Source organism: Sandaracinaceae bacterium (assembly GCA_020633055.1).
Lineage (GTDB): Bacteria > Myxococcota_A > Polyangia > Polyangiales > Houyiibacteriaceae > JADJJE01.
Genome location: JACKEJ010000007.1, coordinates 629,314 through 651,269 on the forward strand (window position 1 = coordinate 629,314; position 21,956 = coordinate 651,269).

A 21,956-nucleotide genomic window follows, 5' to 3' on the forward strand; every position below is an offset into this window, starting at 1 on the left:
TGCCGCGTGTCAACGAATCTGAACGCGGCCCACCTCGATGGTCACGCCAGCGCCCGTCGGCGTCCGGTACTCGACCGGGAACTGGGCGTCGAGCACGGTCAGCGTCACGCGAAGCTCGACTGGATGACGGATGTCGCGCGGGATCACCATCTGCACCGAGTCGCGGAGGATCTCACCGGGTCTCCAATCGGTCGTCCGATAGCGCCCGTGGATGGGGTAGTGGTGCGCGTGGAAGTGCGGGGGCACGGGGTAGCCCGCGGGCCCCTCGATGTTCACGTAGAAGAACAGATCCTTCGTGATGGAGGCGTCCACGCGATAGAAGAAATCGACCGCGATGCGCTCCCCCGGACGAAAGGTCGTCTCCGGTAGATCGTACCCCAGCAGCGTGAACATCCCCGGGAACTGGGCGTCCAGACGTGCCGTCATGTTCGCGGGCTCCGCCGCGAGGCGCGCTTCCGTAACGATGTCTTCGGTGCGGTTCTGTGGGAGGTGCGTCTGCGCGATCCAGGCCCGCAGCAGCCCCAGCAGCTCTCGGGCCTCGTCGCGCCGCTCGTCCGACAGATCGTGCTGTTCGTGGGGGTCGGTGGCGAGGTCGAACAGCTGGTACGTCCCCTCTCGTGTCCAGTAGATGAGCTTCTGGTTCCCTCGATAAATGGCCTTCTGGTCATAGGGGTAGAGACCGTCCGGCATCAGCTCCGTGAAGATCAGCCGCTCCGGGTCGAGGGGCGCTCCGGTCATGGGACCCACCAAGCTCCGCGCGGGCACGGGCTCGGGCAACGGCACGCCCGCGAGGTTCAGGATGGTGGGCATGACGTCGAACAACGCCACGGGACCCTCCACCACCCGCGGCGCGACGCTCGGCGCGCGGATCATCAGCGTGGCGTAGACCTCTTCGTTGTAGAGGGCCTGGCTGTGCCCCGTGTGCCCGTGCTCGGAGAACGCCTCTCCGTGGTCGGACATGAACACGACCACGGTGTTGTCTGCAGCTCCGCGCTCGCTCAGGTGCGCGAGCAAGCGTCCCACTTGCTCGTCGGCGAGGACGATCTCGGTGTCGTACTCGTCCACGAGCTCACGACCGAAGCGGCTCGGCGTGCGGTCCCAGAGGTAGCGCTCGTGGACGTTGAAGAGATGCGTCCACAGCAGCCACGGTCGATTGCTCTCGATGAGCGTGTCGAGCTGTCGAATCGACTCGTCCACGGGGCGCGCGCGGGCCGGACGGTAGACGGGGATCTGATTGGCCTCCTCGAACCCCTGGAAGAACCCGTCCACGCGCGTGAAGTAGTCGGTGCCCATGGTGACCACGGTGCGATAGCCGCGCGCCCGCAACGCTTCGGAGAAGGTCTGGTTCTCGCGCCGCAGCGAAGGCCACAGGTACTCGCTCCCGTACGCGACCTGCGAGGGGTAGCGCCCGGTGAACACCGCCGGGATGGAGCGAATCGACCGGCTCGACTGCGCGATGACGCGATCGAAGCGGACGGCCTGCGCGCAGAACTCGTCGATGTTCGGAGAGGTCGGTCGCTCGTAGCCGTAGCAGCCCAGGTGGTCCGGACGCAGTGCATCCACGGAGATGAGCAGGATGTTGGGGCGCACGATGTGGCTGGGCCGCGGCGCGTAGTGCCCGGTCCCGAAGTCGGCCACTTCGCGCGAACCGTCCCCGTCGAAGCAGTCTGCGTCGATCCCGTCGCCGGGGTTGTCCAGCGCCCCCGGGTGGACGTCTGGGTCTCCGTCGTCGCAGTCGCCACCGCCGAACGCGAAGGCGTGACCGTCCCCGTCGCGGTCCGTGAGCGCCAGGTACACGCGCAGCAGTGGACGACCGATGACGCTCTCGTGCTCCACCGCCGCGCGCACACGGTTGCGGTCGCCGTAGGTGGCACCGGTCCACGTGAGACCCGCGATGGACAGACCGAGCAGGAAGAGGGCCAGGCGGCGGGTGGGACGCTCCGCGAAATACCTGCCGAAGACGAGCGCCAGCAGCCCGTAGAGCAGGCACACCCCGGGCGCGTAGGCGAGCATCACGGGGTCGTACGCTCGAAGGAGCATGGGCGCTCGGGCGACGAGCCCGAGCAGCGCGGCGCTAGCCCCCGCGAGGACGAACAGGGCCAACAGACCGAGTGACGCGACACGTGGGAGACGCCGCGCGATGGGGAGCGCGATCACCCGCACGGTAGCCGCGAGGAACACCACGCTCACGACGAGCGCGAGCGAGAAGGCGCTCATCGCCCACGAGGCGAGCTGCGGGTCGTGGTAGCGAGTCGCAAAGTGTCGCATCGCGCGGGAGGTGGCCGTGGCGTACCCGAACACGGCGACACAGATGCCCAGCGCCGAAGCGAAGGCCTCTGGGTTGGGCCGGAAGAGCGCCTTCGGCCCATGTGGGGTGCGACGCCACCCCTCGAACCATGGCGTCTGCGCTGCGACGAGCAACAGCAGCGCAACGCTCACGCCGCTGAGCACCCCTGCCGGCGCCAACATCGACGCGGTGTTCGCCAGCGCGACGAGGCGGTCGGTCCAAGAGAGCCCGACCGCGTTCGCGCGCGCCGCGCCCACGCTGACATCCGTCGCGGCGAGCACGGCCGCGACGGAAGCTCCCACGGCGACGTGGCGCGCGAGCGACCCGAACGGTCCGGCCGGGGGTGTCGGTCGCCGCGCCGCGGGAGCCGGCGCTGTGACCGGCGCGTCCTCGGCAGGCACGTCCTGGCCCAGCGCGCCCTGGGTCGTGGGGGGGCCCTCGGTCGTGCGGTCTTCGTCGCTCACGATGCCAGGGACCCCGTCGCGCTCCCCCCGTCGGTGGAGCCCGAGGCGCGTCGTTCGCCCCCCGCGATCGCACGCACGATGTGGTCCTGAGCATGAGGCGCGTAGAGGATGCCGTTGTGCCCGACGCCGGCTACCACGTGCTTGGTGTCAGCCTCGCACCCCAGGGCGCTGGTCGGCCGCACGGTCGTGTCGCGTGCGCCGGCCAACGCATGCAGTGATGGTCCCGCGGGGTCACGGGTGCTGGCGAGGTGACGCGTGATGTCGCTGTCCGGTCGGATCGCGCCCGCCAACCCAAAGGGGGCGAGCCGCGCAGCGCTGGTCCCCAGGTGCGGCGTGCAGACGGTCACGAGACGACTCACACGGGGGGCCCCACCGAGCTCCTCGACGTACCAGCGCGCCAACAGCCCGCCGAGCGAGTGCCCCAGCAGCGTGACCGCGCTGCCCTCCGGAACGTTTTCCGCAAGGGTGTCGGCCAATCGCTGCGCCGTCGCATGAAAGTCGCCGTAGCTGGGGTATCCGAAGGCTAGCGTCGCCCAGCCGAGATCCTGCGCGATGCGCGCCCGCAGCGGATCGAAGACCGGCGCGGCCGCCAAGAAGCCGTGCACGAGCACCACGACGTTCTGACCAGCCGCGGGTGGCTCCGGACGAAAGGCGTGACGCGCGATGAGCGTGGCCTGCGTCGCGAACGCCCGCGTCTCCGTGAACGCCGTGGGCCGATCAGCCATAGCGCGGGACCCACTCTTCCGCTTGGTACCATCGCAGCACGTCCCGCCAGCCCGTCTCGAAGCTGGCGTGGCGTGGCGTGAACCCCGTGGCAGCGAGCTTCGCCCCGTCCACCACCAGGTCCTCGTAGAGCAGCGTCATGTGCTCGACGTCGAGCCTCGGCCGCAGCGCAGGCTTGATGCCATGGCGCATGACGACGGCCTTCCACGCGGCGAGGGCCGCGACGTCGGCACCCTGATGTGCGCCGGGCTGTTGGAAGAGCTTGCCCAGAAAGCGATACAAAGCCTCGGGCGCGTCCCCGAGCGAGACCGTCGTGAGCCCGTAGGCGTCGAACGTGATGCCCAGGCGCGCCCCAAGTGTCATCTCGTCACCATCGCTCACGTTGTAGACCTGTCCGGCTGCGTCCTCACGCGGCAGGAGGTGCAGCGCCGCGCGCGCGACGTCTTCGGCATGAACCATGGTGCCCATCGGTCCACCCCCGAAGCGGGGCACCACGGGCGACGCCAACCGCACCAGCGGGCCTACCGCCAGCAAGCTGGCCGCGAAGTGTCGGCCGCGACGACCGTAGATGGGCGCCGCGCGCAGAACGGTCACCGACGGTCCATCGCCGTGCTGACCCAAGAGAAACGTCTCCGCCGCGCGCTTGCTCATCCCGAAGGGACCACGGGGGGCGATCTCGCTCTCTTCGTCGAGCGACGTCGCCCCCCGGGAAGCGTAGAGCGTGGCGTTGGAGACCTGGATGAAACGCTTCGCGCCAGCCCGCGTCGCGGCCTCGTACAAGCTCGCGACCGCGTCCGTGTTGGTGCGCGAGAGCTCCGCCGAGTCGGCGCCAGCGTCCAGCTGAGCAGCCGTGTGGATGACGGCATCGCAGCCTTTCACCAACGCGTCCAACGCGCTGGGGTCACGGAGATCCGCGACGCGCACCTCCCCGCGCACGGGCGAGCGCACGCCGGCGCGGCTCATGTCGGTCGCGATCACCCGATAGCCCGACGCCTCGGCCAGACCCGTCACGTAGCTGCCGACCGTCCCCTTCGCGCCAGTCACCAAGAGCGTCTTCATGTCGTCGCCTCCAACATCGCGCGCACGCCCTCGGCGGGGTCGTCGCAGCGCATCAAGCCTTCTCCGATGAGCGCCGCGTCGGCGCGCGTGCCGCGCAAGCGAGCGAAGCTCTGTGGGGAGCGGATGCCGCTCATGAAGACGGCGACGCGCCCCGGGTCGATCCCCGCGAGACACCGCGCCGCGCGCTCCATGTCGACCTCGAACGTGCGCAGGTCGCGCGCGTTGACGCCGATCAGCGAGGCGTTCGTCTGAAGCGCCACCTCGAGCTCTGCCTCGTCCGCCGCTTCTACGACGGGCTCCATCCCTCGCGCGCGGACCAGGTCACAGAGGGACTGTAGCGGCGTGAGCGTGTGCGCACGGACCAGCAACAGCACCATGGACGCACCGCACACGCGCGCCAACTCGACCTGCACGGGGTCCAGCACGAACTCCTTGAACAGGACCGGCGCCGCGCAAGCGCGGGCCACTCGCCGGACCGTGAGCGGCGACCCACCGAACCCTGGTCCGTCGGCCAGCACGCTGATGGCGGCCGCGCCGCCCGCCTCGTAGGCGCGCGCCACGCGCACGCCGGTGCCCGCCGCGGGGGCACGGATCGGGCCCACGCTCGGGCTACGGAACTTCACCTCGGCGATGATGCGAGGGGGCGCGTCCGAGCTCGGCCTGCGCAACGCCTCGAGGGCCCTAGCGCCACGACGCGGGTCGAGGGGTACGTCCGCCGCGAGGCGCGTCAGCGTGGCCTGGTGGCGCAAGCGACGACTCACTTCGACGCGCTTGCGGACCAGGATCTCGTCCAAGTAGGCGCGCCGCTCCGGACTCCCGGCGGCGAGCGGCTGCGCGGGGGCCGGGACGCCACTCATCCGTCACCTCGCAGCGCTTGGGTGAGGGCCGCCCACTCCTCCAGCTTGGCGGCCGCGCGACCGGAGTCGATGACACTCGCTGCGTGGTCCGCCGCCTCACGGGGCGTGGCGGCGCGCCCAGCGACGCACAGCGCCGCTCCGGCGTTGAGCAACACGGCGGTGCGCCTCGGACCGCGCTCACCCGCCAGCACGGCGCGCGCGATGTTGGCGTTCTCGGCCGGGTCGCCTCCGACCAACGCCTCGAGAGGGGCCCGCTCCAGCCCGAACTCCTCGGGCGTGACGACCCACTCGCGAACGACACCATCACGCAGCTCGGCGACCTGCGTGGGGCCGGAAGTCGAGAGCTCGTCGATGCCACCGTGACCATGGACGACCCATGCCGCCGTCGACCCCAACTGGCCGAGCACCTCGGCCAGCTGACGCACACGCGCGCCGTCGTACACGCCGACGACTTGGTGCGTGGCCCCCGCCGGGTTCGTCAGCGGGCCCAACAAGTTGAAGAAGGTGCGCACCCCGAGCTCTTGACGAACAGGGGCCGCATGGCGCAGCGCCGCGTGACGCTGGCGAGCGAACAAGAACCCGAGACCGACCTCGCGGACGCACCGCGACACCTGCTGCGCGTCGAGGTCGATGGCCACTCCGAGCGCTTCGAGCACATCGGCGCTCCCGGCGCGACTGGAGGCAGCTCGGTTCCCATGCTTGGCCACGCGGACGCCGGCCGCCGCCGCCACGATGGCGCTCACGGTCGAGATGTTGAACGTGTCCAGCCCGTCGCCACCTGTGCCGCACGTGTCCAGCACGGGCCCGCCCGGGTCCAGCTCGCTGACGATGCAACGTCGACGCATGACGCGCGCCGCCGCCGCGATCTCCTCGGTGGTCTCGCCCTTCATGCGCAGGCCCACGGCCAGCGCGGCGATCTGTACGGGAGAGGCGCGCCCGGCGAGCACCTCCTCCATCGCGTGCTCCATCGTGGGGCCGTCGAGGTCTTGTCGGGCCACGACCTGCATGATGGTGTCGCGGAGAGTCGGGGTGTCGCCGCTCATGCCGCCTTCCCGGCAGCCGGTAGCCGTTCGAGCCAGTTGCGCAGCAGCTGGTGACCGTGTTCGGTGAGGAACGACTCGGGGTGGAACTGCACGCCCTCCACGGGATGTTCGCGATGCCGTAACCCCATGATCTCCCCTTCGGCCGTGCGTGCCGTCACCTCCAGGCAGTCGGGGACGGAGCTGGGTTCCAACAGCAGCGAGTGATAGCGGGTGGCGGTGAACGGGCTCGGGAGCCCTCGAAACACCCCCTTCCCCTCGTGCGTGATGGGCGACGTGCGCCCGTGCATGAGGCGCGCCGCGCGGACCACCCGCCCCCCGTAATGTTGTCCGATGGCCTGATGACCCAAGCACACGCCGAACACAGGTGTGGTTGCCGCGAGGTGCGCGAGGATGTCGTTGCTCACCCCCGCGTCGTCGGGGGTGCCCGGCCCGGGGCTGATGAGCACGCCCTCCGGGCGTAGGGCGCGCACGCCGTCGAGATCGATCTCGTCGTTGCGGCGTACCTCCACGGCGGCGCCGAGCTCGCGCAGATACTGGACGAGGTTGTAGGTGAACGAGTCGTAGTTGTCGACGACGAGGATCGCCATAGTCGTGGGGTTACTCACCTTCCGCGGACGCGTCAATGCGACGTTGCGCCGCCACGCATGCGGCGCGCGCCTCGACCAGGGCGTCCACCGCGCGGCGCTGGTCGCGTAGCGCATCGGCGAGCACCAGGTCCTCCACGATTCCACGTTCCAGCGCGCCGGCGTAGGCCTCGAGCGCGGCGTCCCGCTGTCGCAGCGCCGCGAGTCCTTGCCGCTGGAGGGCGCGGCCGAGGTCGCTCGCCACTTCGATCGCCTCGACCTGGGCCACCTGCTGGCGGGACGCCACGAGCGCACTCCCGCGCAGCCGCTCGGCGGCCAGCACGGGCAGGTCGCGCTCCACGGCTTCATCCACGTCCGTGAGGGCACGCTCGACGGGGTCGGTGGCCAGCAGTGCGGCCGCGAGCGCGCGCACGTCCTCGCGTTCCGCGGTCGTCAGGGGTTCGTCCGAGAGCATCACCGGGTCTGGGGCAGGCGCCGGCGCACCGCGCACCAGCTCGGCGCCTCGCTGCCGCAGCTCCTCGGCACGCGACACTGGAGCTCGGTCGGGCTCCACCTCGCGACACGCGGGCAGCGCACCGCACGACGCCACCACGAGGTAGCGCACGAGCACACTCCGAGCGCCAGGGCACGAGCGCGCCATCCATCGGGACCAGGGGCTCATGCCGGGTCGGGCGCGTATCCACGCTCCAGCCAGAACTTCTCGAGGCGCAGGTTGACCAGCTGGGGATACTCGACCGCCGCGTAGTGGGTGGCACCGGGAATGACCAGCAGCTCCGCCCCCGGGATTCCGTCGGCCATGCGCGCAGCCGCCGCGCGTGGCGTCATGATGTCGCGGTCACCCGCCACGACCAAGACGGGCACGTCCACCTGCGGCAAGATCGGCGTCGCGTCGTGCTCGCCCAAGAGCTCGAGCAAGCGCAGATAGACCCCCATGTCGAGGCCCTTGAACGAGTCCGCCAACGCACGGAAGATCTCCTCGTCCAGGGTCGGCGCCGCCAAGCCCACGGCCTTCGCGAGCTGAACCGTGCCCGGGAAACCCACCGCCTTTCGCACCACCGCCTCGACGAGACGGGGCGCGGCGCCGAGGGTTCGCAGAACGGGTGGCGCGACCTTGTCCATGAACCCCAGGTTCATGACCGACTCGTAGATCTGCCCAGAGACCCCGTTCAGCAGCGTCATGTTGCGCACGCGCGTGGCTGCGAGATCGAAGGTCTCGAGTGCAACTTGGACCCCCATCGACCAGCCCAGCAGCGCAGCGCTCTCGATGCCCTCGGCGTCCAGCACCGCGAGACCGTCTCGGGCGTGCGCATGGATGTGCAGCGCGCCGGGCACGGCCGGGGGACCAGAACGGTAGAGCCCCCGGTAGTCCCACGAGATGAAGCGGTAGCGATCGCTGAGGTACCGGATCTGGTGCGTCCAGGCGACCCAGCTGCCACCGAGTCCGTTGCACAAGAGCACCGGCCTCCCGCGGCCGACGACGTGGTAGGCGATGTCGGTTCCGTCGTACGACGTGACGCGGCGTTCCTCGACTGCAGGCTGCACCATGCCGGGATGCTGTCCGTTTGCGCGGCGAAAGTCACGAAGCCGACGCCACCGGACGGGGGGCCGCCGCAGCACGCCCGACGAGTCCACCGCAGAGGGTTGCTCCCCCCCGCCGTTTCGAGGCACCGTGTGCTCGTGCCGCGTCGCGCCACCAACGTCTCCCTGTGGGTCGTCGCCTCGCTGGCCCTCGTCTGCGGTCTCGGGACGTGGCCCGCGTCCGCGCACGCGCAAGCGGCCGTCCGCGTGATCGCGGAGACGCGCATCGACCTCGCCGCCGAACGCGCTGGCACCACGGTCCAGGTCCTGGGTGTGCTGCGCGACGATCTCGGCCAGGCCCTCCCCCACAGCGCGCTGCACGTCTCGACACGCCCCGTGGACTCAGCGGATGCGCTCTCGGCGCCTCCAGGCGTGTTCGGGTCGCAGTCGCTCGTCACCGACACCCGAGGCGAGTTCACCCTGACCGTGGCCTGGGTCGGGACCCCCTTCGTGCTCAGCTGTTCGTTCGCGGGGGACGAGTTCCACTTGCCCACGACGGTCGAGCGCCCTGTGGACCCCACGCTCGCGGACGTGCGCCTACGCTACGATCTCGACGTCACGGGCCGCGAGGTGGACCTGGACCTCCCCGAGCTCCGCGTGCGCGTGTTCGCCGAGTCCAGCCAAGGGGGCGACGGCATGACCCTGACGCTGCGAGACGAGCTGGGACGGGAGTACGGCTCCGCCGAGACGGACATGACCGGACACGCGCTGTTCACGCTCCGCTCGCTCTCGGACGCGCACCCCGGGCCGGGACGTTGGCTGGTCGACTTCGGCGGGGACGCACGGCGGAGCGCGGCGCGGGCCGAGCTCGCGGTCGTGCGCACGCGCGGCACCTCGCTGCAGGCCGCCTTGGTCGACGATGACGTGGACCCCGGCGACGAGGCGCGCGTGGACGGCCGGCTCTCGGACGCGCGAGGCCCCGTGGCGGCTGGCGCCATCAGCCTGTATGCGGACGACGTGCTGCTCGTCACGGTGGCGACGGGCGCCGACGGACGGTTTGCCGCGTCCTTCGACGTCCCGGCTGAGCGCGAGGGCAGCACGTGGACCCTGGAGGCGCGCTTCGCCCCGGAGTCCCCTGGGCTACGCGCCAGCACGTCCGAGCCCCTCGCGCTCCGTGTGGGCTCGCCGCTCCCGCTCGACTGGCTCTGGCTGCTGGTCCCGCTGGCGTTGTCGGGCGTCGCGCTGGCCGTGACGCGCAAACGCGAACGGCAAGGAGAGCGCTCGTCGGTGAGCACCCTGCCCTCGGCCCCGGGTGTTTCGGTCGGCACGCGCACATCCGCCACGCACCGCCACGATACGTTGGGCGGGGTCGTCGTCGACCACGCGAGCAACGCCGCGCGCGGCGACGCTCAGGTGACGGCCGAACGCTTGGATGGGCCCGCTGGCGTGCCTGTCGCCGTACACCGAGCCGTCAGCGACGCGGACGGTCGTTTCGTCATCAAAGGTCTCACCGCCGGTGAGTACCGCCTGCGCGTCTCCCTGGCGGGGTACGTCGAGGTGGACCAGCGCGTGCACGTCCCGCATCGCGGCGAGTGGTCCGACGTGGTCGTCCGCGTCGAGAGCTATCGGACACGAGCGCTCGCGGTGTTCCGGAGAGTCGGCCGGCGGTTCGTCAGCTCCGAGCGGGCGTTCGAGACCACGACCAACCGCGAGCTGCCCGCGTCCGCACCCGAGGCCCAGCGCGCGTCCCTCCGAGCGCTGGCCGAACAGACCGATCACCTGTACTACGGACCCCGCGACCCTCGCCCCGAGGACCTGCCCCCGCTGGAACGCGCTGCGACGGCACTCTTGCGCACGTTGCCCGCGCCAGACGCACCTCCACGGGACGAATGACGCACGGCGTTGACGTCGCTCGCCTCGGCTCTCTATAGTCAGCCGCTCGCGAGCGCGATGTTCGCGAAGCCCTTGGGAATACTGATGCCAACAACTGCAATCATCGTCGTGGTGATCCTCGTCGTTCTGGTCGCGATCGTCCTCGCGACCCGGAAGGGGAAGCCCGAGCTGCCGTCCAGCGAGGACAGCAGCGCGCGCGAGCTTCCACCCACCGACAAGCCCTCTCCCCGCGCCGACATCGAGCCGACTCGCCCCGTCCCCCTCGCGAAGGGCGGGACGGAGCGGCCCTCCGCAGAGCCGAAGCCTGGGGCCGATGCCGACGGGCCCGACGCGTCCACCCAGGAGGCTCCCGACCCGGCGCCGCGGCCCTCGGCCGAAGAAGCAGCTCCAGCAGCGCCCGAGGACGCCCCCGCCGACGCAAGCGAGACTCCCGCGAAGCCCGCCGCGCCAGCGCCCGTGTCCAAGCCAGCCGGCGGTCGCCAGCAAGCTTCCGACGACGACCGCGCGGCCATCAAGGAGAGCCTCAAGGGCACGCGTTCCGGGTTCATCGCACGTCTCGCGAGCGTCTTTCGTCGCAAGCCCGACATCGATCCCGCGCTGCTCGACGAGATGGAAGAAGTTCTGATCACCGCCGATCTCGGGGTGCCGACGACACAGAAAATCCTGGGCGCCCTCAAGGAGCGCCTGTCGCGCAACGAGCTCGCCGACGGCGACGCCGTGTGGACCGCGCTGCGCGAGGAGGGAGCGGCCATCCTCGAGGGCGTGAGCGGCGGGCTCCTGCTACCAGACGCTTCCCCTGCAGTCATCCTCGTGGTGGGCGTGAACGGTGTGGGCAAGACGACCACCATCGGCAAGCTCGCGGCGCGCTACGCCGACGAGGGCAAGAAGGTGCTCTTGGTCGCCGGTGACACGTATCGCGCCGCAGCGGTCATGCAGCTCGAGGCGTGGGGGCGCCGCGCGAAGTGCGAGGTGGCCAAGGGCAAGGACCGCGCGGACCCGAGTGCGGTCATCTTCGACGCCATCAAGCGCGGCGTGGACGAAGGCTTCGACCTGGTCATCTGCGACACCGCTGGCCGGCTCCACACCAAGACCCCGCTCATGGAAGAGGTCAAGAAGGTGGGCCGCAGCGTGGAGAAGGCGCTCGGTCGAAACGCCGACGAGGTGCTGCTCGTCCTCGATGCCACGACGGGACAGAACGCCCTCCAGCAGGCAAACCAGTTCGGCGAAGCGCTGGCTGTGTCCGGCGTGGCGCTCACGAAGCTGGATGGGACCGCCAAGGGCGGCGTGGTGCTCGGGATCGTCGATCAGCACAAGATCCCGGTGCGCTTCGTGGGCGTGGGAGAGCGCATGGAAGACCTGCGGGTGTTCGACGCGCAGAGCTTCGTAGAGGCGTTGTTCGCCAAACCAGAACCTGGTGACGAAGCCGCCGAAGCCGAGGTCAGCGACGCGGAGTGAGGCGGCGGGGCCGACCTGCACGAGGAAAGCGTTGATTGTTCGCAAAGCCCCGTGATATAGTCGCCGGCGTCGCTGTGAGTGGATTTTCATGAGCAATTTCAGACATTTAGCAAGTGCCTCCCCCGGGTCGATGCTCGGTGCGAAAGGGATCTCGATGCCGAAGCGATATCTAGCCCTGCTGGTGGGCGCGTTCGTGCTGGTTCCACAGTGGGACTCCGCGCACGCCCAAATGGACTTCAGTCTCGACGAGACCGAGGGAGCCGAGGGCGACGAGCCCATCCCCGAAGACATCCCCGAGGAGGATGACGAGGGCAGCAGCGGTTCTGGGGGCTCGCTCTCCGACTGGGGGGAGCCCGAGGCTTCCACGTCGTCCGAGACGGCTGCCGAAGACACGGAAGAGCGTCCCGCCGAGGCCGTCGAGGAGATCTACGCCGTTCAGCAGATCTACGCGCTGCGCCTCAACCGCTTCGAGCTGGCCCCCTCGGCGGCGTTCGTCGTGAACGACCCGTACGTCAGCCACCCGGCCGTCGGCGTCGCCATGAACTACTGGATCTCGAACGTCCTCGCCGTGGGCGCGAACTTCCTCTGGTACCAGTTCATCGACTCGAACGAGTCCGACCTGAACTTCTTCCTCCGCCGCTCCACGCGCCTCGCGGTGCCCATCACCGAGTGGCAGATGGGCATGCACCTGAACTTCACGTACGTGCCTTTCTACGGAAAGTTCAACATGTTCCGGGAGTTCATCTTCCAGTACGACGCATACATCGTCGGCGGCGTCGGCCTGATGCGCACCCGCCCCGTGCCGGTCATCGACCAGGCCGTCCGCGAGTTCGACTACGACTGGCGCGTGGCCTTCAACATCGGCCTCGGTATCCGCATCTTCCTGACGCGCTACCTCGCGGTGTTCACCGAGTTCCGCAACTACATGTACCTCGAGCGTTACGAGAACCTGGACGTGGCCCTGGGCGAAGCGCGTAACGACCGCAGCACCTGGCTCGCGGACGGCAACACGTTCACCAACGCGACGACGGTGCAGGTCGGCCTCACAGTCTTCTTCCCCTTCTCTGTCGAATACAGGTTGCCGAAGTGATGATGACGAACACCATCCTCTCGCGGGCCACCCTCGCCCGACCCGGTGCGGCGCTCGTACTCGCGCTCGCGCTGCTCACCACGCTCGGCCTCCCCGCCGGAACCGTGCACGCTCAGGATGTCCAGGTCGAGGGTCCGCTCGCGGGCCAGCCGGCCGTCCGCCACATGCGTCTGTACCGGCAGGGGCGCCTCCGCCTCACGCCCACGTTCAGCATGACGCTGCAGAACGAGTTCACCCGTGCGCTCATCGTCGGTGCCGAGGCTAGCTACGGCCTCACGGACTGGCTTTCGATCGGTGTGTGGGGCGCCTACAGCGTTGCCCAGCTGGACACGGGGCTGACCGACCAGGTCTCGGGTCGCGGTGTCACCACGGACCGCAACCGTCTCAGCCTCCCGTCGCGCGGCGACTTCGACAACCAGATCGGCAACCTCAACTGGTTCACGTCGTTGCACCTGACCTTCATCCCCCTGCGCGGCAAGCTCAGCTTCTTCCAGAAGCTGTTCGTGGACACCGACTTCTACGTGTTCGCCGGCGCGGCCATCATCGGCATCGAGGAGCGCGCCAACGTACGTCGCAACGGCGGAAGCTCGGCGGTCGCGGGCAGCGGCGTGTGCGGTGACGGGGCTGCCGTCACGGACCGCGACGCGTGTCTGGTGGACAGCCAGTCCCGCCGCCTCAACCGGGCGCAGGTCGCTCCCACGTTCGGCGCAGGCCTCTCGATGTACTTCAACGACTTCCTCGGCATCACCGTCGAGTGGCGCGGCATGCCCTTCGCCTGGAACACGTCCGGCACCGACGAGCGCGGGCCCGATGGCCTCTTCCCGGACGGAGCCATCAACTACCGCGACCAGATCCGCCACTTCAACCACATGGTCACCCTGGGCCTCGTCATCTACCTGCCGACGGCGCCCGAGATCACGGACTGAGTTCGCGCGGACCGCGCTGACACGCACACGGGGCGGCCTCACGGGTCGCCCCGTTTGCGTTGGGGGTGACGCCGCCCATGCAGGCGCACGCGCACGTCGTCGCGAGGGCCCCTTGCCAGCGGGCTCGCCTGGGTCGCCCACGGGAGCGTATGCTGCGCCGCATGCGCTACGCCTGTGTGGAACTGGACGGTGAGGAACGTGACGTAGTCCTGGTGGACTACCCGGTCGAGGGCGACCTGACGGTGCAGTTGCTGGACGCGCCGCTGCGGCGCTCCGGCGCACCGACGGGACCCGCTTTGGGCGTACCTCGCGGCGCCCTCCGCGCGCCTCTTCGCCCGGGCAAGATCGTCTGCGTGGGACAGAACTACCGCAAGCACGCAGTGGAGCTGGGCAAGCCCGTGCCGGAGCAGCCCCTCTTGTTCTTGAAGGCCAACTCGTCCGTCGTGGGTCCAGGCGCGCCCATTCTGCGCCCCCCGGAGAGCGAGCGAGTCGATCACGAGGGAGAGCTGGGGGTCGTCATCGGATCGCGCATGTGTGATGTGAGCGCCGATGAAGCCCTGCGCCACGTGCTGGGCTACGTCGCCGCGAACGACGTCACGGCGCGTGACCTGCAGCGCCTCGACGTACAGTTCACCCGCGCCAAGAGCTTCGACACGTTCTGCCCCCTCGGACCGTTCATCGAGACGACGCTGGACCCGGCCGACGTCGCGATTCGGGTCGACGTGAACGGCGTCCTCCGGCAGGACGGCCACACGTCGGACATGGTCTTTTCGGTCCCCACCCTGCTGGCCTACATCTCTGCGGTGATGACGTTGGAGCCGGGCGACCTGGTCCTGACCGGCACGCCCAGCGGCGTAGGCCCGTTGGTCCAGGGCGACGTCGTGTCGGTCAGTCTCTCGGCGCTCGGGACGCTGTCGAACCCGGTGACGACGCGGACCCGGGGACCTGATATCGTTGGGCCATGAGCGACGCCGACCACGAGGACCCGAGCACAGCAGACACCGACGCCGAGGCGGGCGCGTCGAGCGCAACGCCCCCGGCGCCGTCTGCGGCTGGCGGAGACGGTGGCGAGCGCTCTGCTTCCGGGTCGGCGACCGGCGCTGCCAGCCCACGCGGCACGACCGAGGCTGCGCGGGAGCTTCGCAACGCCGTCACGAGCCTCAAGAGCGCGGCGGGAGCCCTCTTCGGCAACATGCAGCCCGCCATCAAGGACGTCTTGGGCGAAGCCGACAAGGTCTTCCAGCAGGCCAAGGCGACCGCCAAGCCGGCCGTGGCTGGCGTGGCCGAGGAAGCAGGGCGGATGGTACGCCAAATCGGCGACAGCGCCGAACCCCTCGCGCGCTCGGTCGGGAGCGAGCTCCACAAGCTGAGCGACGTGATGGCCGAAGCCGTGGACGAGGCGGTAAAGGGGGCACGCGGCGCCGTGGCCATCGTGCGGCAAGCGGCCGACCCCAGCCTCGGCGGTGAGCCCGAGGACGCGGCGAGCGACGCTGACACCGCCGACGCCCCAGGGATTGAAGGGGCCCCCCACCGCAACGCTGGCCCCGATGCCCCGAAGCGGGATGACGACTGACGCACGCACGCACGCGCTGAGCTTCGGCGAGCTGGTCGATCTGGAGGTCGCGCTGTGGCACGACGCGCAGGCCGATCGTGCGCAGCAAGAAGCCGACGCGGTGCGGCTCAGGCGTGACCCCCTGCCCCGCGAGCGCGTGGGGCTGCTGCGCGCGTGGCTGGACGACACGCGCGCGCGGCGTTCGGACGGTCACGTGGGCACCGCGTGGGCAACGGGACTCTCCGCCGCGACGGGGCTGTTTGCGCTGCTGATGGCGGGAGCGGGTTGGGGTGTGGGTGCGGGGCTCTTCCGCTACACGGGGGAGCATCCGGTCAACGTCCTGACGGCGTTGGTGGCGTTGGTGGGCGCGCAGGTCGCGCTCGTGGCGGGAACGTTGGTGTCCCTCACGGTGCTCCACTTCTCGCCGCAAGCCTATGAAGGCATCCCACTCCTCGACATGGTACGCGCGGCGGTCCGCGGCGCCGGGCGCGCTGTCGCGCGGTTCCTGGCTGGCCGTGGGGCCGACCACGCGGCCGCCGTGCGGCGGGCGCTCGGCTATGTTCGGTCGCGCCAGGGGCTCTACGCGCCAGTAGAGCGCCTGCTGATCGTGCGCGCCCTGCAGGTCGCTGCCATCGGCTTCAACGTCGGAGCGCTCGGCAACCTCCTCTTCACCGTGGCCGTGTCCGACGTCGCGTTCTCGTGGGCCACCACCCTCAACTGGACGCCGACGGCCCTCGCCGACGCCCTCTCCCGCGCAGCCGTGCCCTGGGCCTGGGCCTGGCCAGCCGCGTGCCCCGACGCGTCGCTGCTGGAAGCGACGCAGTATTCCCGACTGGACGCCGCGTTCGCGGATGCGTCCGTCGGGACGCGAGGAGGCGCGGGCGCTGGGCGGTGGTGGCCGTTCCTCGCGATGAGCGTGCTGGTCTATGCGCTCCTGCCGCGCGTGTTGCTGTTCGTCGGCAGCCATGTGGCCCTGCGGCGTGCGCTCGCCAACGTCTCGTTGGACACGCCCGAGATCGACCGCCTCGAGCGCCGCCTGCGCGGCCCCGTCGTGCAGCGCGCCCACGGAAACGACCCCGCCGACACACGCCCTGTCGGCGACGGAGCCGCCCCGGTCGCCGCGCCCGCGCAGGTCGCTGGGGCGGCGCACGCCGTGTGTGTCCGCTGGCGAGACGCCCGCTTCCGCGTCGGGGACCTCGACGGCCTGCTGCGCGACACGTTCGGCGTGACGCGCGAAGGCCCAGTCGCCAGCGCCGGCGGCTACGACTTCGCGGAGGACGAGGCCCTGCTGGCACGCGTGAAGGCGCTGGCCGTGGATGACCCCGCGCCGCTGTTCGTGGTGGCCGAGCCATGGGCCTCCCCGGACCGCGCGTTCAAGCGCTTCATTGCTGCGCTGCGCGAAGCCGCGGGGGTCCGGAGACACATCAACGTGCTCCTGACCACGGGCGGCGAGGCCAGCGACCGCGCCCTGTGGGGTGGATATCTCGCCGAGCTGGGCGACCCCTACCTGGCGCTCGACCCAGACGCGGGCGTCACCTCCGAGAGCGCATGACCGACCGAGCCACCACGGGCGCGCCGACCTTCGCCGTCGTCGGTCGCGTGAACAAGGGCAAGTCGAGCGTCATCGCCAGCTTGATCGAGAACGACCGCGTCAAGATCTCGCCGCGTCCAGGCACCACGACGGAGTGCGTTCGCTACAACGTCGCCATCGACGGCGAGACGCTCTTCACGGTCATCGACACGCCAGGCTTCGAGGACGCCCCCCGCGCGCTGCATTGGATGAAGTCGCGTGAGACGAGCGCCGCAGAGCGTCCGCAGCTCGTGCGGGACTTCGTCGAGACCTTCACGAACACGGACGAGTTCACGGAGGAGTGTCGCCTGCTGCAGCCCATCCTGGACGGGGCGTGCATCCTCTACGTGGTCAACGGGGACGAGCCCTATCGCCCCAACTACGAAGCGGAGATGGAGATCCTCCGCTACACGGGGCGCCCCACGATGGCGCTCATCAACCGCAGCAGCAGCGGGCGGTACCTGGACGAGTGGCAGCGCGCCCTCGATCAGTTTTTCAAGCTGGTGCGGCAGTTCGACGCGCACGGCGTCACGTACCGCGACCGGCGCGAGCTGCTCGCCGCCTTCCGGCTACTGACCCCGCGTGAGAGCGCGCAGCTGGACAAGGCGCTCTCGGGGCTGGCCCTGGAGCGCCAGCGCCGGCGCTACGAAGTGGCGGGCATCGCCGCAGACCTGCTCGTCGACGCGTTGAGCTACCACCTCACCATCGTGCTCTCGGACGCGCAGTCCCTCGACCTCGAACGCGCCCGGCTCGAAGCGCAGTTCCATGACGCCCTACGTGGGCTCGAGCTGACCGCGCACCGCAAGATGGCCGAGGTGTTCCTGCATCGCCTGGAGGGTTGGTCTCCCGAGACCGCGGCGGATCTGGAGAGCGGGGACGACCTGTTCGCCGAAGAGACCTGGAACGTGATGGGGCTGTCTCCGAGCACGTTGGTCGCGCTCAGCGCCATCAGCGGGGCGGCCGCCGGAGGCGCCATCGACGCCGCGGTGGGCGGCGCCTCGTTCATGACAGGCGCTGTGTTGGGAGGCCTCGGCGGTCTCGGGCTGGGCGTGTACGAGCTCAACCGCCGCTTCGCGAGCGCGAGCACCTTGTCGGACCAGGTGGAGTCACTGCTCAACGCGCGGCGAGGTGGTCAGCGCGTGCGGGTAGGCCCTCACCCGTCCATCAATTTCCCGTTCGTGCTGCTGGCGCGCGCCTGCGTGCACTTCGAGCGCATCCGGGCCTGGGCGCACGCGGTGCCGGAGCTTCCCGCCGCGCCGATCGAGCCCGGATCCGCGCTCGCAGGCCTCGACGGCGGCGCGCGCAAGCGGCTGGCCGAAGCGTTCAAGCAGGTCCGCAAGAAGCACCGCAACGTCCCGCGAGAGCTGCGGTGGGAGATCCATCAGGTCGTGCGCGCGCTGTTCGACGCCGCTGCGGGCGAGGACGAGGGGTAGCCCGCCCACACGCACCGCTGCGGCACCCGCTCGGTCTGGCGCACGGCGTGAGAGTGCACCCTTCCGCCAGAACCACCGGCGCTCGGCGCCCGTCGCGCTACGCGCCTCGGAGGTACCCGTTGGCCTCGAGGTACGCGATCACCGCGTTCGCGCTCTGGTCGACGTCCTGCCCACCCGTGTCGACCCGCAGCTCGGGCGCTTCCGGCTCTTCGTACGGCGCGCTGATGCCTGTGAAGTCGGGGATCTCGCCCGCCCGCGCCTTCTTGTACAGGCCCTTCACGTCGCGCTCCTCGCACACCTCGAGGCCCGCGGCCACGTGCACCTCCACGAAGTCGCCGGGCTCCATCGCCGCACGCACGCTGGCGCGGTCCTCGCGGTAGGGTGAGATGAACGCCGTCAGCACGACGGCGCCCGCGTCCGTGAACAGCTTGGCGACCTGCCCGACCCGCCGGATGTTCTCGGTGCGATCCGCTGCCGCGAAGCCCAGGTCACGGTTGAGGCCATGCCGCACGTTGTCCCCATCCAGCACGTACGCGAAGACACCGCGCTCCGTGAGTAGCCGCTCCACCCGGTGCGACAGCGTGCTCTTCCCCGACCCGCTCAACCCGGTGAGCCACAGGGTCACGCCCCTGTGCCCGTGCGCCGCCGTCCGGGCCGCACGACTGAGCTCACCGATGTGAAAGGTCAGGTTCTTCGCCTTGGGTTCCGACATGCGCGGAACTTAGAGCTTGATGCCGCAGTGGCGCAAGGCGATGGCGCCGGACGACGCGCTGGAGGCGATGGCGCCGGACGACGCGCTGGGGGCGAGGCGATGGCGCCGGACGACGCGCCGCGGGCGAGGCGCGACGACCCGCCGGCGAGTCACGCCTGGGCGTCGCGCAGCAGCTCCGCCAGCGCACGCACTGTCAACGGGCTGCTGCCCTCGGCCTTGTTGTTGACGATGACGTAGACCTCGAAGCCTCGCTCCACGGCCTCGCGGATGAGCCGCACCACGTCCGCGCGCATCTTGGGCTGCGGCTGCACGATGCGGTCGAAGGGCGCGAAGCGCTGCCGCGCGTCCTCGAAGGCCATCCCAGGCGGAAGCATCAGCCGCGCCACGACGAACGGCCCGGGCATGCACCCTGGCAGCGCCAGCTGCGCGCCGATGTCCGGCATGCGCGACCAGAAGTTGAACACGTGCGTCGCGCCATGGTCGCGCAAGATGGGGAAGTAGCCTGGCGTGAGCAGCTCGCGGTCGCGCACCTCCACCGCGAACTGCAGCGCGTCTGGCGCCGCCTCGAGGAAGCGCACCAGAGCGGTCTCCCAAGCGGCCGCGTCGATGGGCGCGCGGCTGGGCGGCACCTCGACGACGAGCGGGCCGATGAACTCGCGGAACGCGGCCAACACGGGCTCGGCGACGTGCTCTCGGAAGAGGTCGGGGTTCAGGAAGTCGGGATTGGGCCGCCCCGCGTTGTCGCCATAGCGCGGGTGCTCTGGAAACACACGCGTCGTGACGCGCTCCCACACCTTCATGCAGGCGCGAAAGCCCTTTGGAAGCTGTGCGGCATAGGCGGCCAGCTCCGCCTCGGGGATGGGCCCGTAGAAGCTGCGGTCGATGCCGACCGTGCGTAGCAGCGGGTGGCGCGCGTACTCCGCCAGCGACTCACGCACGAAGGCCGCCTGGCTCGGGTACTGGCGCTGGTAGACCGCCCCGTGCCAGCCGGGGAAGGTCCAGCTGGATGTCCCGAAGCGGACCCCGGCGGGGAGCGCCTGGGCCAGAGCGTGCAGCGCCGGATCCACCGGCAGCCCCGCGACGTCGGCCGCGCCCGCGCCACCGAACAGCCCCAGCTGCGCGCGGCGCCCAGCAGTCACTCGTTGCTCCGCAGGTAGTCATCGACGGCCTCGTTGTGCCGCTCGAGCGTGGCGCTGAAGTGGTGACGCCGCCCACCGCGCGCGACGAAGTAGAGGTAGTCGTGCTGGGTGGGCGCGAGGACGGCCTCGATGGCCGCGATCCCCGGGTTGCAGATGGGCGTCGGCGGGATGCCGGGGTGGCGGTAGCTGTTGTAGCGGTTGGCCGGGTCTTGCAGCATCGCGCGCGTGATGCGCCCGCGGAACCCCGCGCAGCTTGGGGCACGCTCGGGCTCCGCGCGGCAGCCGTAGCTGACGGTGGGGTCCGCCTGCAGCCGCTGACGCGGCAAGAACGTGGTCGAACGCAATCGGTTCAGAAAGACGCCGGCGATGATGGGCCGCTCGTCGTGGACGGCCGCCTCGCGCTCGACGACGGAAGCCAACGTCAGCACCTCGTGCATGCCGAAGCCCAGGTCCCGCCTGAGCTCGGCCAGACGGGCTCCGTACCTCCGCTCGAGCGGCGCGGTGCGCCTGCGGTAGCTGCGGACCATGCGGCCGATCATCTGCGTCGGCGTCCGGTCGTCGCGGAGCGTGTAGGTGTCGGGGAACAGGTAACCCTCCGCACTGCCCCCTGGGATGTCGAACTGACGCAGCACCGTGGGGTCCACCGTGGCGGACAGAAACGCGTCGGCGCGCACCAGCCCGAAGTGCTCGAGCCTCTCCGCGACGTCGAAGCGCGTGAACCCCTCTGGGATGGTCACGTTGATGCTGCGTGGCCCCAGGCCCCGCGCGACGCGACGCGCGACTTCGGCCGGCGGCAGGTCGTCCGCCAGAGCGATGCGTTGATCCGTGCGTAACGTGTGGTGCGCGCCGAGCAGTCGAAGATACAGGGAGAACAGCCACGCGTCGTGAACGACCCCTTCGGCTTCAAGCTGCTCCGCCAGCTCGCGCGCGCTGGTGTCGAGCTCGATGGCGACCACGACCGCGCGCCCGCGCCCGGGACCGGGCTCGCGCGGATAGACGACGAGCACGTACACCAGCCCCGCGACCGCCACGGCCAGGAGCGCCGCCGTGAGCCACGTCAGCAGCCGCACGCGGGGGCTCAACGCTGCTTGCGTGCCCTTCGTGCGCCCTTGCTGCGAGCGCGGGCGCCGCGAGCTGCTGCTTCGGCGCTGGGCTGTTCGTCGGCCGCCGCCACCTCTTCGCTGTCCGCTTCCGGCCACGTCTCCTGTCCTCTAGCGTCGAGGAACGCTTGCAGCAAGATCGCCGCAGCCGCCTCGTCCACCACGCGCCGTTGCTCGGCCTTGGGCACGTTGAGGGTCCGCAGCGTGCGCTCGACCGCCACCGTCGACAAGCGCTCGTCCACGAAGTGCACGGGGACCGCGAGCACGTCGCCCAGCGCGTCCGCGAAGCGCCGGACCCGACGCACCGCCTCACCCTCGGTGCCATCCAGCCGCAGCGGGAGCCCCACGACGACCCCCTCCAGCGCATCGACGACGCCGTCTCCGTCCGCATCCTCACGCGTCGCGAGCACCTCGCGCACCTGCCGCGCGGCCTGCACGTCGTCCTTCGCGCGCTTCACGGTCGCGCAGGGCAACGCCACGCGGGCATCTTCGTCGGACAACGCGAGCCCGATCCGCGCAGCGCCAGGGTCCACGCCGAGGAAGCGGCCCAT

At 70.3% G+C, this 21,956-nt stretch carries 20 protein-coding genes; 8 read left to right on the forward strand and 12 right to left on the reverse strand.

What is annotated here, in order from left to right; translation table 11 throughout:
* Positions 1-9 precede the first annotated feature (9 nt).
* Genes H6726_16085 through H6726_16120 form a run of 8 tightly spaced genes read right to left on the reverse strand, consistent with a single transcriptional unit; the run spans position 10 to position 8,562 of the window.
* Entirely contained in the window at positions 10-2,751 is a 2,742-nt protein-coding gene (locus H6726_16085) for a sulfatase-like hydrolase/transferase (protein ID MCB9659173.1), read from the reverse strand.
* Positions 2,748-3,476, reverse strand: a complete 729-nt coding sequence (locus H6726_16090; GenBank protein ID MCB9659174.1) for a hypothetical protein — start codon at positions 3,474-3,476, stop codon at positions 2,748-2,750. Before H6726_16090 ends, H6726_16085 begins: the two co-directional genes overlap by 4 nt.
* On the reverse strand, positions 3,469-4,533 hold the full coding sequence (locus H6726_16095; protein MCB9659175.1) for an NAD-dependent epimerase/dehydratase family protein: 1,065 nt from the start codon (positions 4,531-4,533) through the stop codon (positions 3,469-3,471). Before H6726_16095 ends, H6726_16090 begins: the two co-directional genes overlap by 8 nt.
* The gene (locus H6726_16100; protein ID MCB9659176.1) at positions 4,530-5,390 is read right to left on the reverse strand and encodes an indole-3-glycerol-phosphate synthase; all 861 of its coding nucleotides are present in this window, start codon (positions 5,388-5,390) and stop codon (positions 4,530-4,532) included. Before H6726_16100 ends, H6726_16095 begins: the two co-directional genes overlap by 4 nt.
* Positions 5,387-6,433 (reverse strand): anthranilate phosphoribosyltransferase, encoded by a 1,047-nt coding sequence (trpD, locus tag H6726_16105; GenBank protein ID MCB9659177.1) that lies wholly within the window; start codon positions 6,431-6,433, stop codon positions 5,387-5,389. The genes H6726_16100 and trpD overlap by 4 nt, the downstream gene beginning before the upstream one ends.
* Complete coding sequence (locus H6726_16110) at positions 6,430-7,020, reverse strand: aminodeoxychorismate/anthranilate synthase component II (GenBank protein MCB9659178.1); 591 nt, start codon at positions 7,018-7,020, stop codon at positions 6,430-6,432. Before H6726_16110 ends, trpD begins: the two co-directional genes overlap by 4 nt.
* 10 nt (positions 7,021-7,030) lie before the next feature.
* The gene (locus H6726_16115; protein ID MCB9659179.1) at positions 7,031-7,621 is read right to left on the reverse strand and encodes a hypothetical protein; all 591 of its coding nucleotides are present in this window, start codon (positions 7,619-7,621) and stop codon (positions 7,031-7,033) included.
* 53 nt (positions 7,622-7,674) lie between these two features.
* Entirely contained in the window at positions 7,675-8,562 is an 888-nt protein-coding gene (locus H6726_16120; protein ID MCB9659180.1) for an alpha/beta hydrolase, read from the reverse strand.
* Positions 8,563-8,694: 132 nt separating this feature from the next.
* Here H6726_16120 and H6726_16125 point away from each other — a divergent pair, with 132 nt between their 5' ends.
* The 8 genes from H6726_16125 to H6726_16160 all read left to right on the forward strand — a co-directional run bounded on the left by H6726_16125 (position 8,695) and on the right by H6726_16160 (position 18,454).
* Complete coding sequence (locus H6726_16125; GenBank protein ID MCB9659181.1) at positions 8,695-10,428, forward strand: carboxypeptidase regulatory-like domain-containing protein; 1,734 nt, start codon at positions 8,695-8,697, stop codon at positions 10,426-10,428.
* Between the two features lie 9 nt (positions 10,429-10,437).
* Complete coding sequence (ftsY, locus tag H6726_16130) at positions 10,438-11,883, forward strand: signal recognition particle-docking protein FtsY (GenBank protein ID MCB9659182.1); 1,446 nt, start codon at positions 10,438-10,440, stop codon at positions 11,881-11,883.
* A 154-nt stretch (positions 11,884-12,037) separates the two neighbouring features.
* Entirely contained in the window at positions 12,038-12,973 is a 936-nt protein-coding gene (locus H6726_16135; protein MCB9659183.1) for an outer membrane beta-barrel domain-containing protein, read from the forward strand.
* Positions 12,974-12,975: 2 nt separating this feature from the next.
* On the forward strand, positions 12,976-13,899 hold the full coding sequence (locus tag H6726_16140; protein ID MCB9659184.1) for a hypothetical protein: 924 nt from the start codon (positions 12,976-12,978) through the stop codon (positions 13,897-13,899).
* A gap of 161 nt (positions 13,900-14,060) precedes the next feature.
* The gene (locus tag H6726_16145; GenBank protein MCB9659185.1) at positions 14,061-14,864 is read left to right on the forward strand and encodes a fumarylacetoacetate hydrolase family protein; all 804 of its coding nucleotides are present in this window, start codon (positions 14,061-14,063) and stop codon (positions 14,862-14,864) included.
* Positions 14,861-15,472: a hypothetical protein gene (locus tag H6726_16150; GenBank protein MCB9659186.1), complete on the forward strand. Its 612-nt coding sequence runs from the start codon at positions 14,861-14,863 to the stop codon at positions 15,470-15,472. The genes H6726_16145 and H6726_16150 overlap by 4 nt, the downstream gene beginning before the upstream one ends.
* The gene (locus H6726_16155; protein MCB9659187.1) at positions 15,462-17,003 is read left to right on the forward strand and encodes a DUF2868 domain-containing protein; all 1,542 of its coding nucleotides are present in this window, start codon (positions 15,462-15,464) and stop codon (positions 17,001-17,003) included. Before H6726_16150 ends, H6726_16155 begins: the two co-directional genes overlap by 11 nt.
* Positions 17,000-18,454: a DUF3482 domain-containing protein gene (locus tag H6726_16160; protein MCB9659188.1), complete on the forward strand. Its 1,455-nt coding sequence runs from the start codon at positions 17,000-17,002 to the stop codon at positions 18,452-18,454. The genes H6726_16155 and H6726_16160 overlap by 4 nt, the downstream gene beginning before the upstream one ends.
* 97 nt (positions 18,455-18,551) lie before the next feature.
* Here H6726_16160 and cysC read toward each other — a convergent pair whose 3' ends face one another.
* The 4 genes from cysC to ruvX all read right to left on the reverse strand — a co-directional run bounded on the left by cysC (position 18,552) and on the right by ruvX (position 21,956).
* On the reverse strand, positions 18,552-19,166 hold the full coding sequence (gene cysC / locus H6726_16165; protein ID MCB9659189.1) for an adenylyl-sulfate kinase: 615 nt from the start codon (positions 19,164-19,166) through the stop codon (positions 18,552-18,554).
* 149 nt (positions 19,167-19,315) lie between these two features.
* Positions 19,316-20,305: a DUF72 domain-containing protein gene (locus tag H6726_16170; GenBank protein MCB9659190.1), complete on the reverse strand. Its 990-nt coding sequence runs from the start codon at positions 20,303-20,305 to the stop codon at positions 19,316-19,318.
* The gene (gene mltG / locus H6726_16175; protein MCB9659191.1) at positions 20,302-21,387 is read right to left on the reverse strand and encodes an endolytic transglycosylase MltG; all 1,086 of its coding nucleotides are present in this window, start codon (positions 21,385-21,387) and stop codon (positions 20,302-20,304) included. Before mltG ends, H6726_16170 begins: the two co-directional genes overlap by 4 nt.
* Positions 21,384-21,956 carry a Holliday junction resolvase RuvX gene (ruvX, locus tag H6726_16180; GenBank protein MCB9659192.1) on the reverse strand — a complete coding sequence of 191 codons (573 nt, stop codon included), beginning with the start codon at positions 21,954-21,956 and terminating at the stop codon, positions 21,384-21,386. The genes mltG and ruvX overlap by 4 nt, the downstream gene beginning before the upstream one ends.

What these genes read in the sequence shown, in the direction of transcription:
- H6726_16090 (MCB9659174.1), bottom strand. Translation starts at nt 3,476, where the DNA reads ATGGCTGATCGGCCCACGGCGTTCACGGAGACGCGGGCGTTCGCGACG.
- H6726_16095 (MCB9659175.1), bottom strand. Translation starts at nt 4,533, where the DNA reads ATGAAGACGCTCTTGGTGACTGGCGCGAAGGGGACGGTCGGCAGCTAC.
- H6726_16100 (MCB9659176.1), bottom strand. Translation starts at nt 5,390, where the DNA reads ATGAGTGGCGTCCCGGCCCCCGCGCAGCCGCTCGCCGCCGGGAGTCCG.
- trpD (MCB9659177.1), bottom strand. Translation starts at nt 6,433, where the DNA reads ATGAGCGGCGACACCCCGACTCTCCGCGACACCATCATGCAGGTCGTG.
- H6726_16110 (MCB9659178.1), bottom strand. Translation starts at nt 7,020, where the DNA reads ATGGCGATCCTCGTCGTCGACAACTACGACTCGTTCACCTACAACCTC.
- H6726_16120 (MCB9659180.1), bottom strand. Translation starts at nt 8,562, where the DNA reads ATGGTGCAGCCTGCAGTCGAGGAACGCCGCGTCACGTCGTACGACGGA.
- H6726_16135 (MCB9659183.1), top strand. Translation starts at nt 12,038, where the DNA reads ATGCCGAAGCGATATCTAGCCCTGCTGGTGGGCGCGTTCGTGCTGGTT.
- H6726_16140 (MCB9659184.1), top strand. Translation starts at nt 12,976, where the DNA reads ATGACGAACACCATCCTCTCGCGGGCCACCCTCGCCCGACCCGGTGCG.
- H6726_16145 (MCB9659185.1), top strand. Translation starts at nt 14,061, where the DNA reads ATGCGCTACGCCTGTGTGGAACTGGACGGTGAGGAACGTGACGTAGTC.
- H6726_16150 (MCB9659186.1), top strand. Translation starts at nt 14,861, where the DNA reads ATGAGCGACGCCGACCACGAGGACCCGAGCACAGCAGACACCGACGCC.
- H6726_16155 (MCB9659187.1), top strand. Translation starts at nt 15,462, where the DNA reads ATGACGACTGACGCACGCACGCACGCGCTGAGCTTCGGCGAGCTGGTC.
- H6726_16160 (MCB9659188.1), top strand. Translation starts at nt 17,000, where the DNA reads ATGACCGACCGAGCCACCACGGGCGCGCCGACCTTCGCCGTCGTCGGT.
- cysC (MCB9659189.1), bottom strand. Translation starts at nt 19,166, where the DNA reads ATGTCGGAACCCAAGGCGAAGAACCTGACCTTTCACATCGGTGAGCTC.
- ruvX (MCB9659192.1), bottom strand. Translation starts at nt 21,956, where the DNA reads ATGGGCCGCTTCCTCGGCGTGGACCCTGGCGCTGCGCGGATCGGGCTC.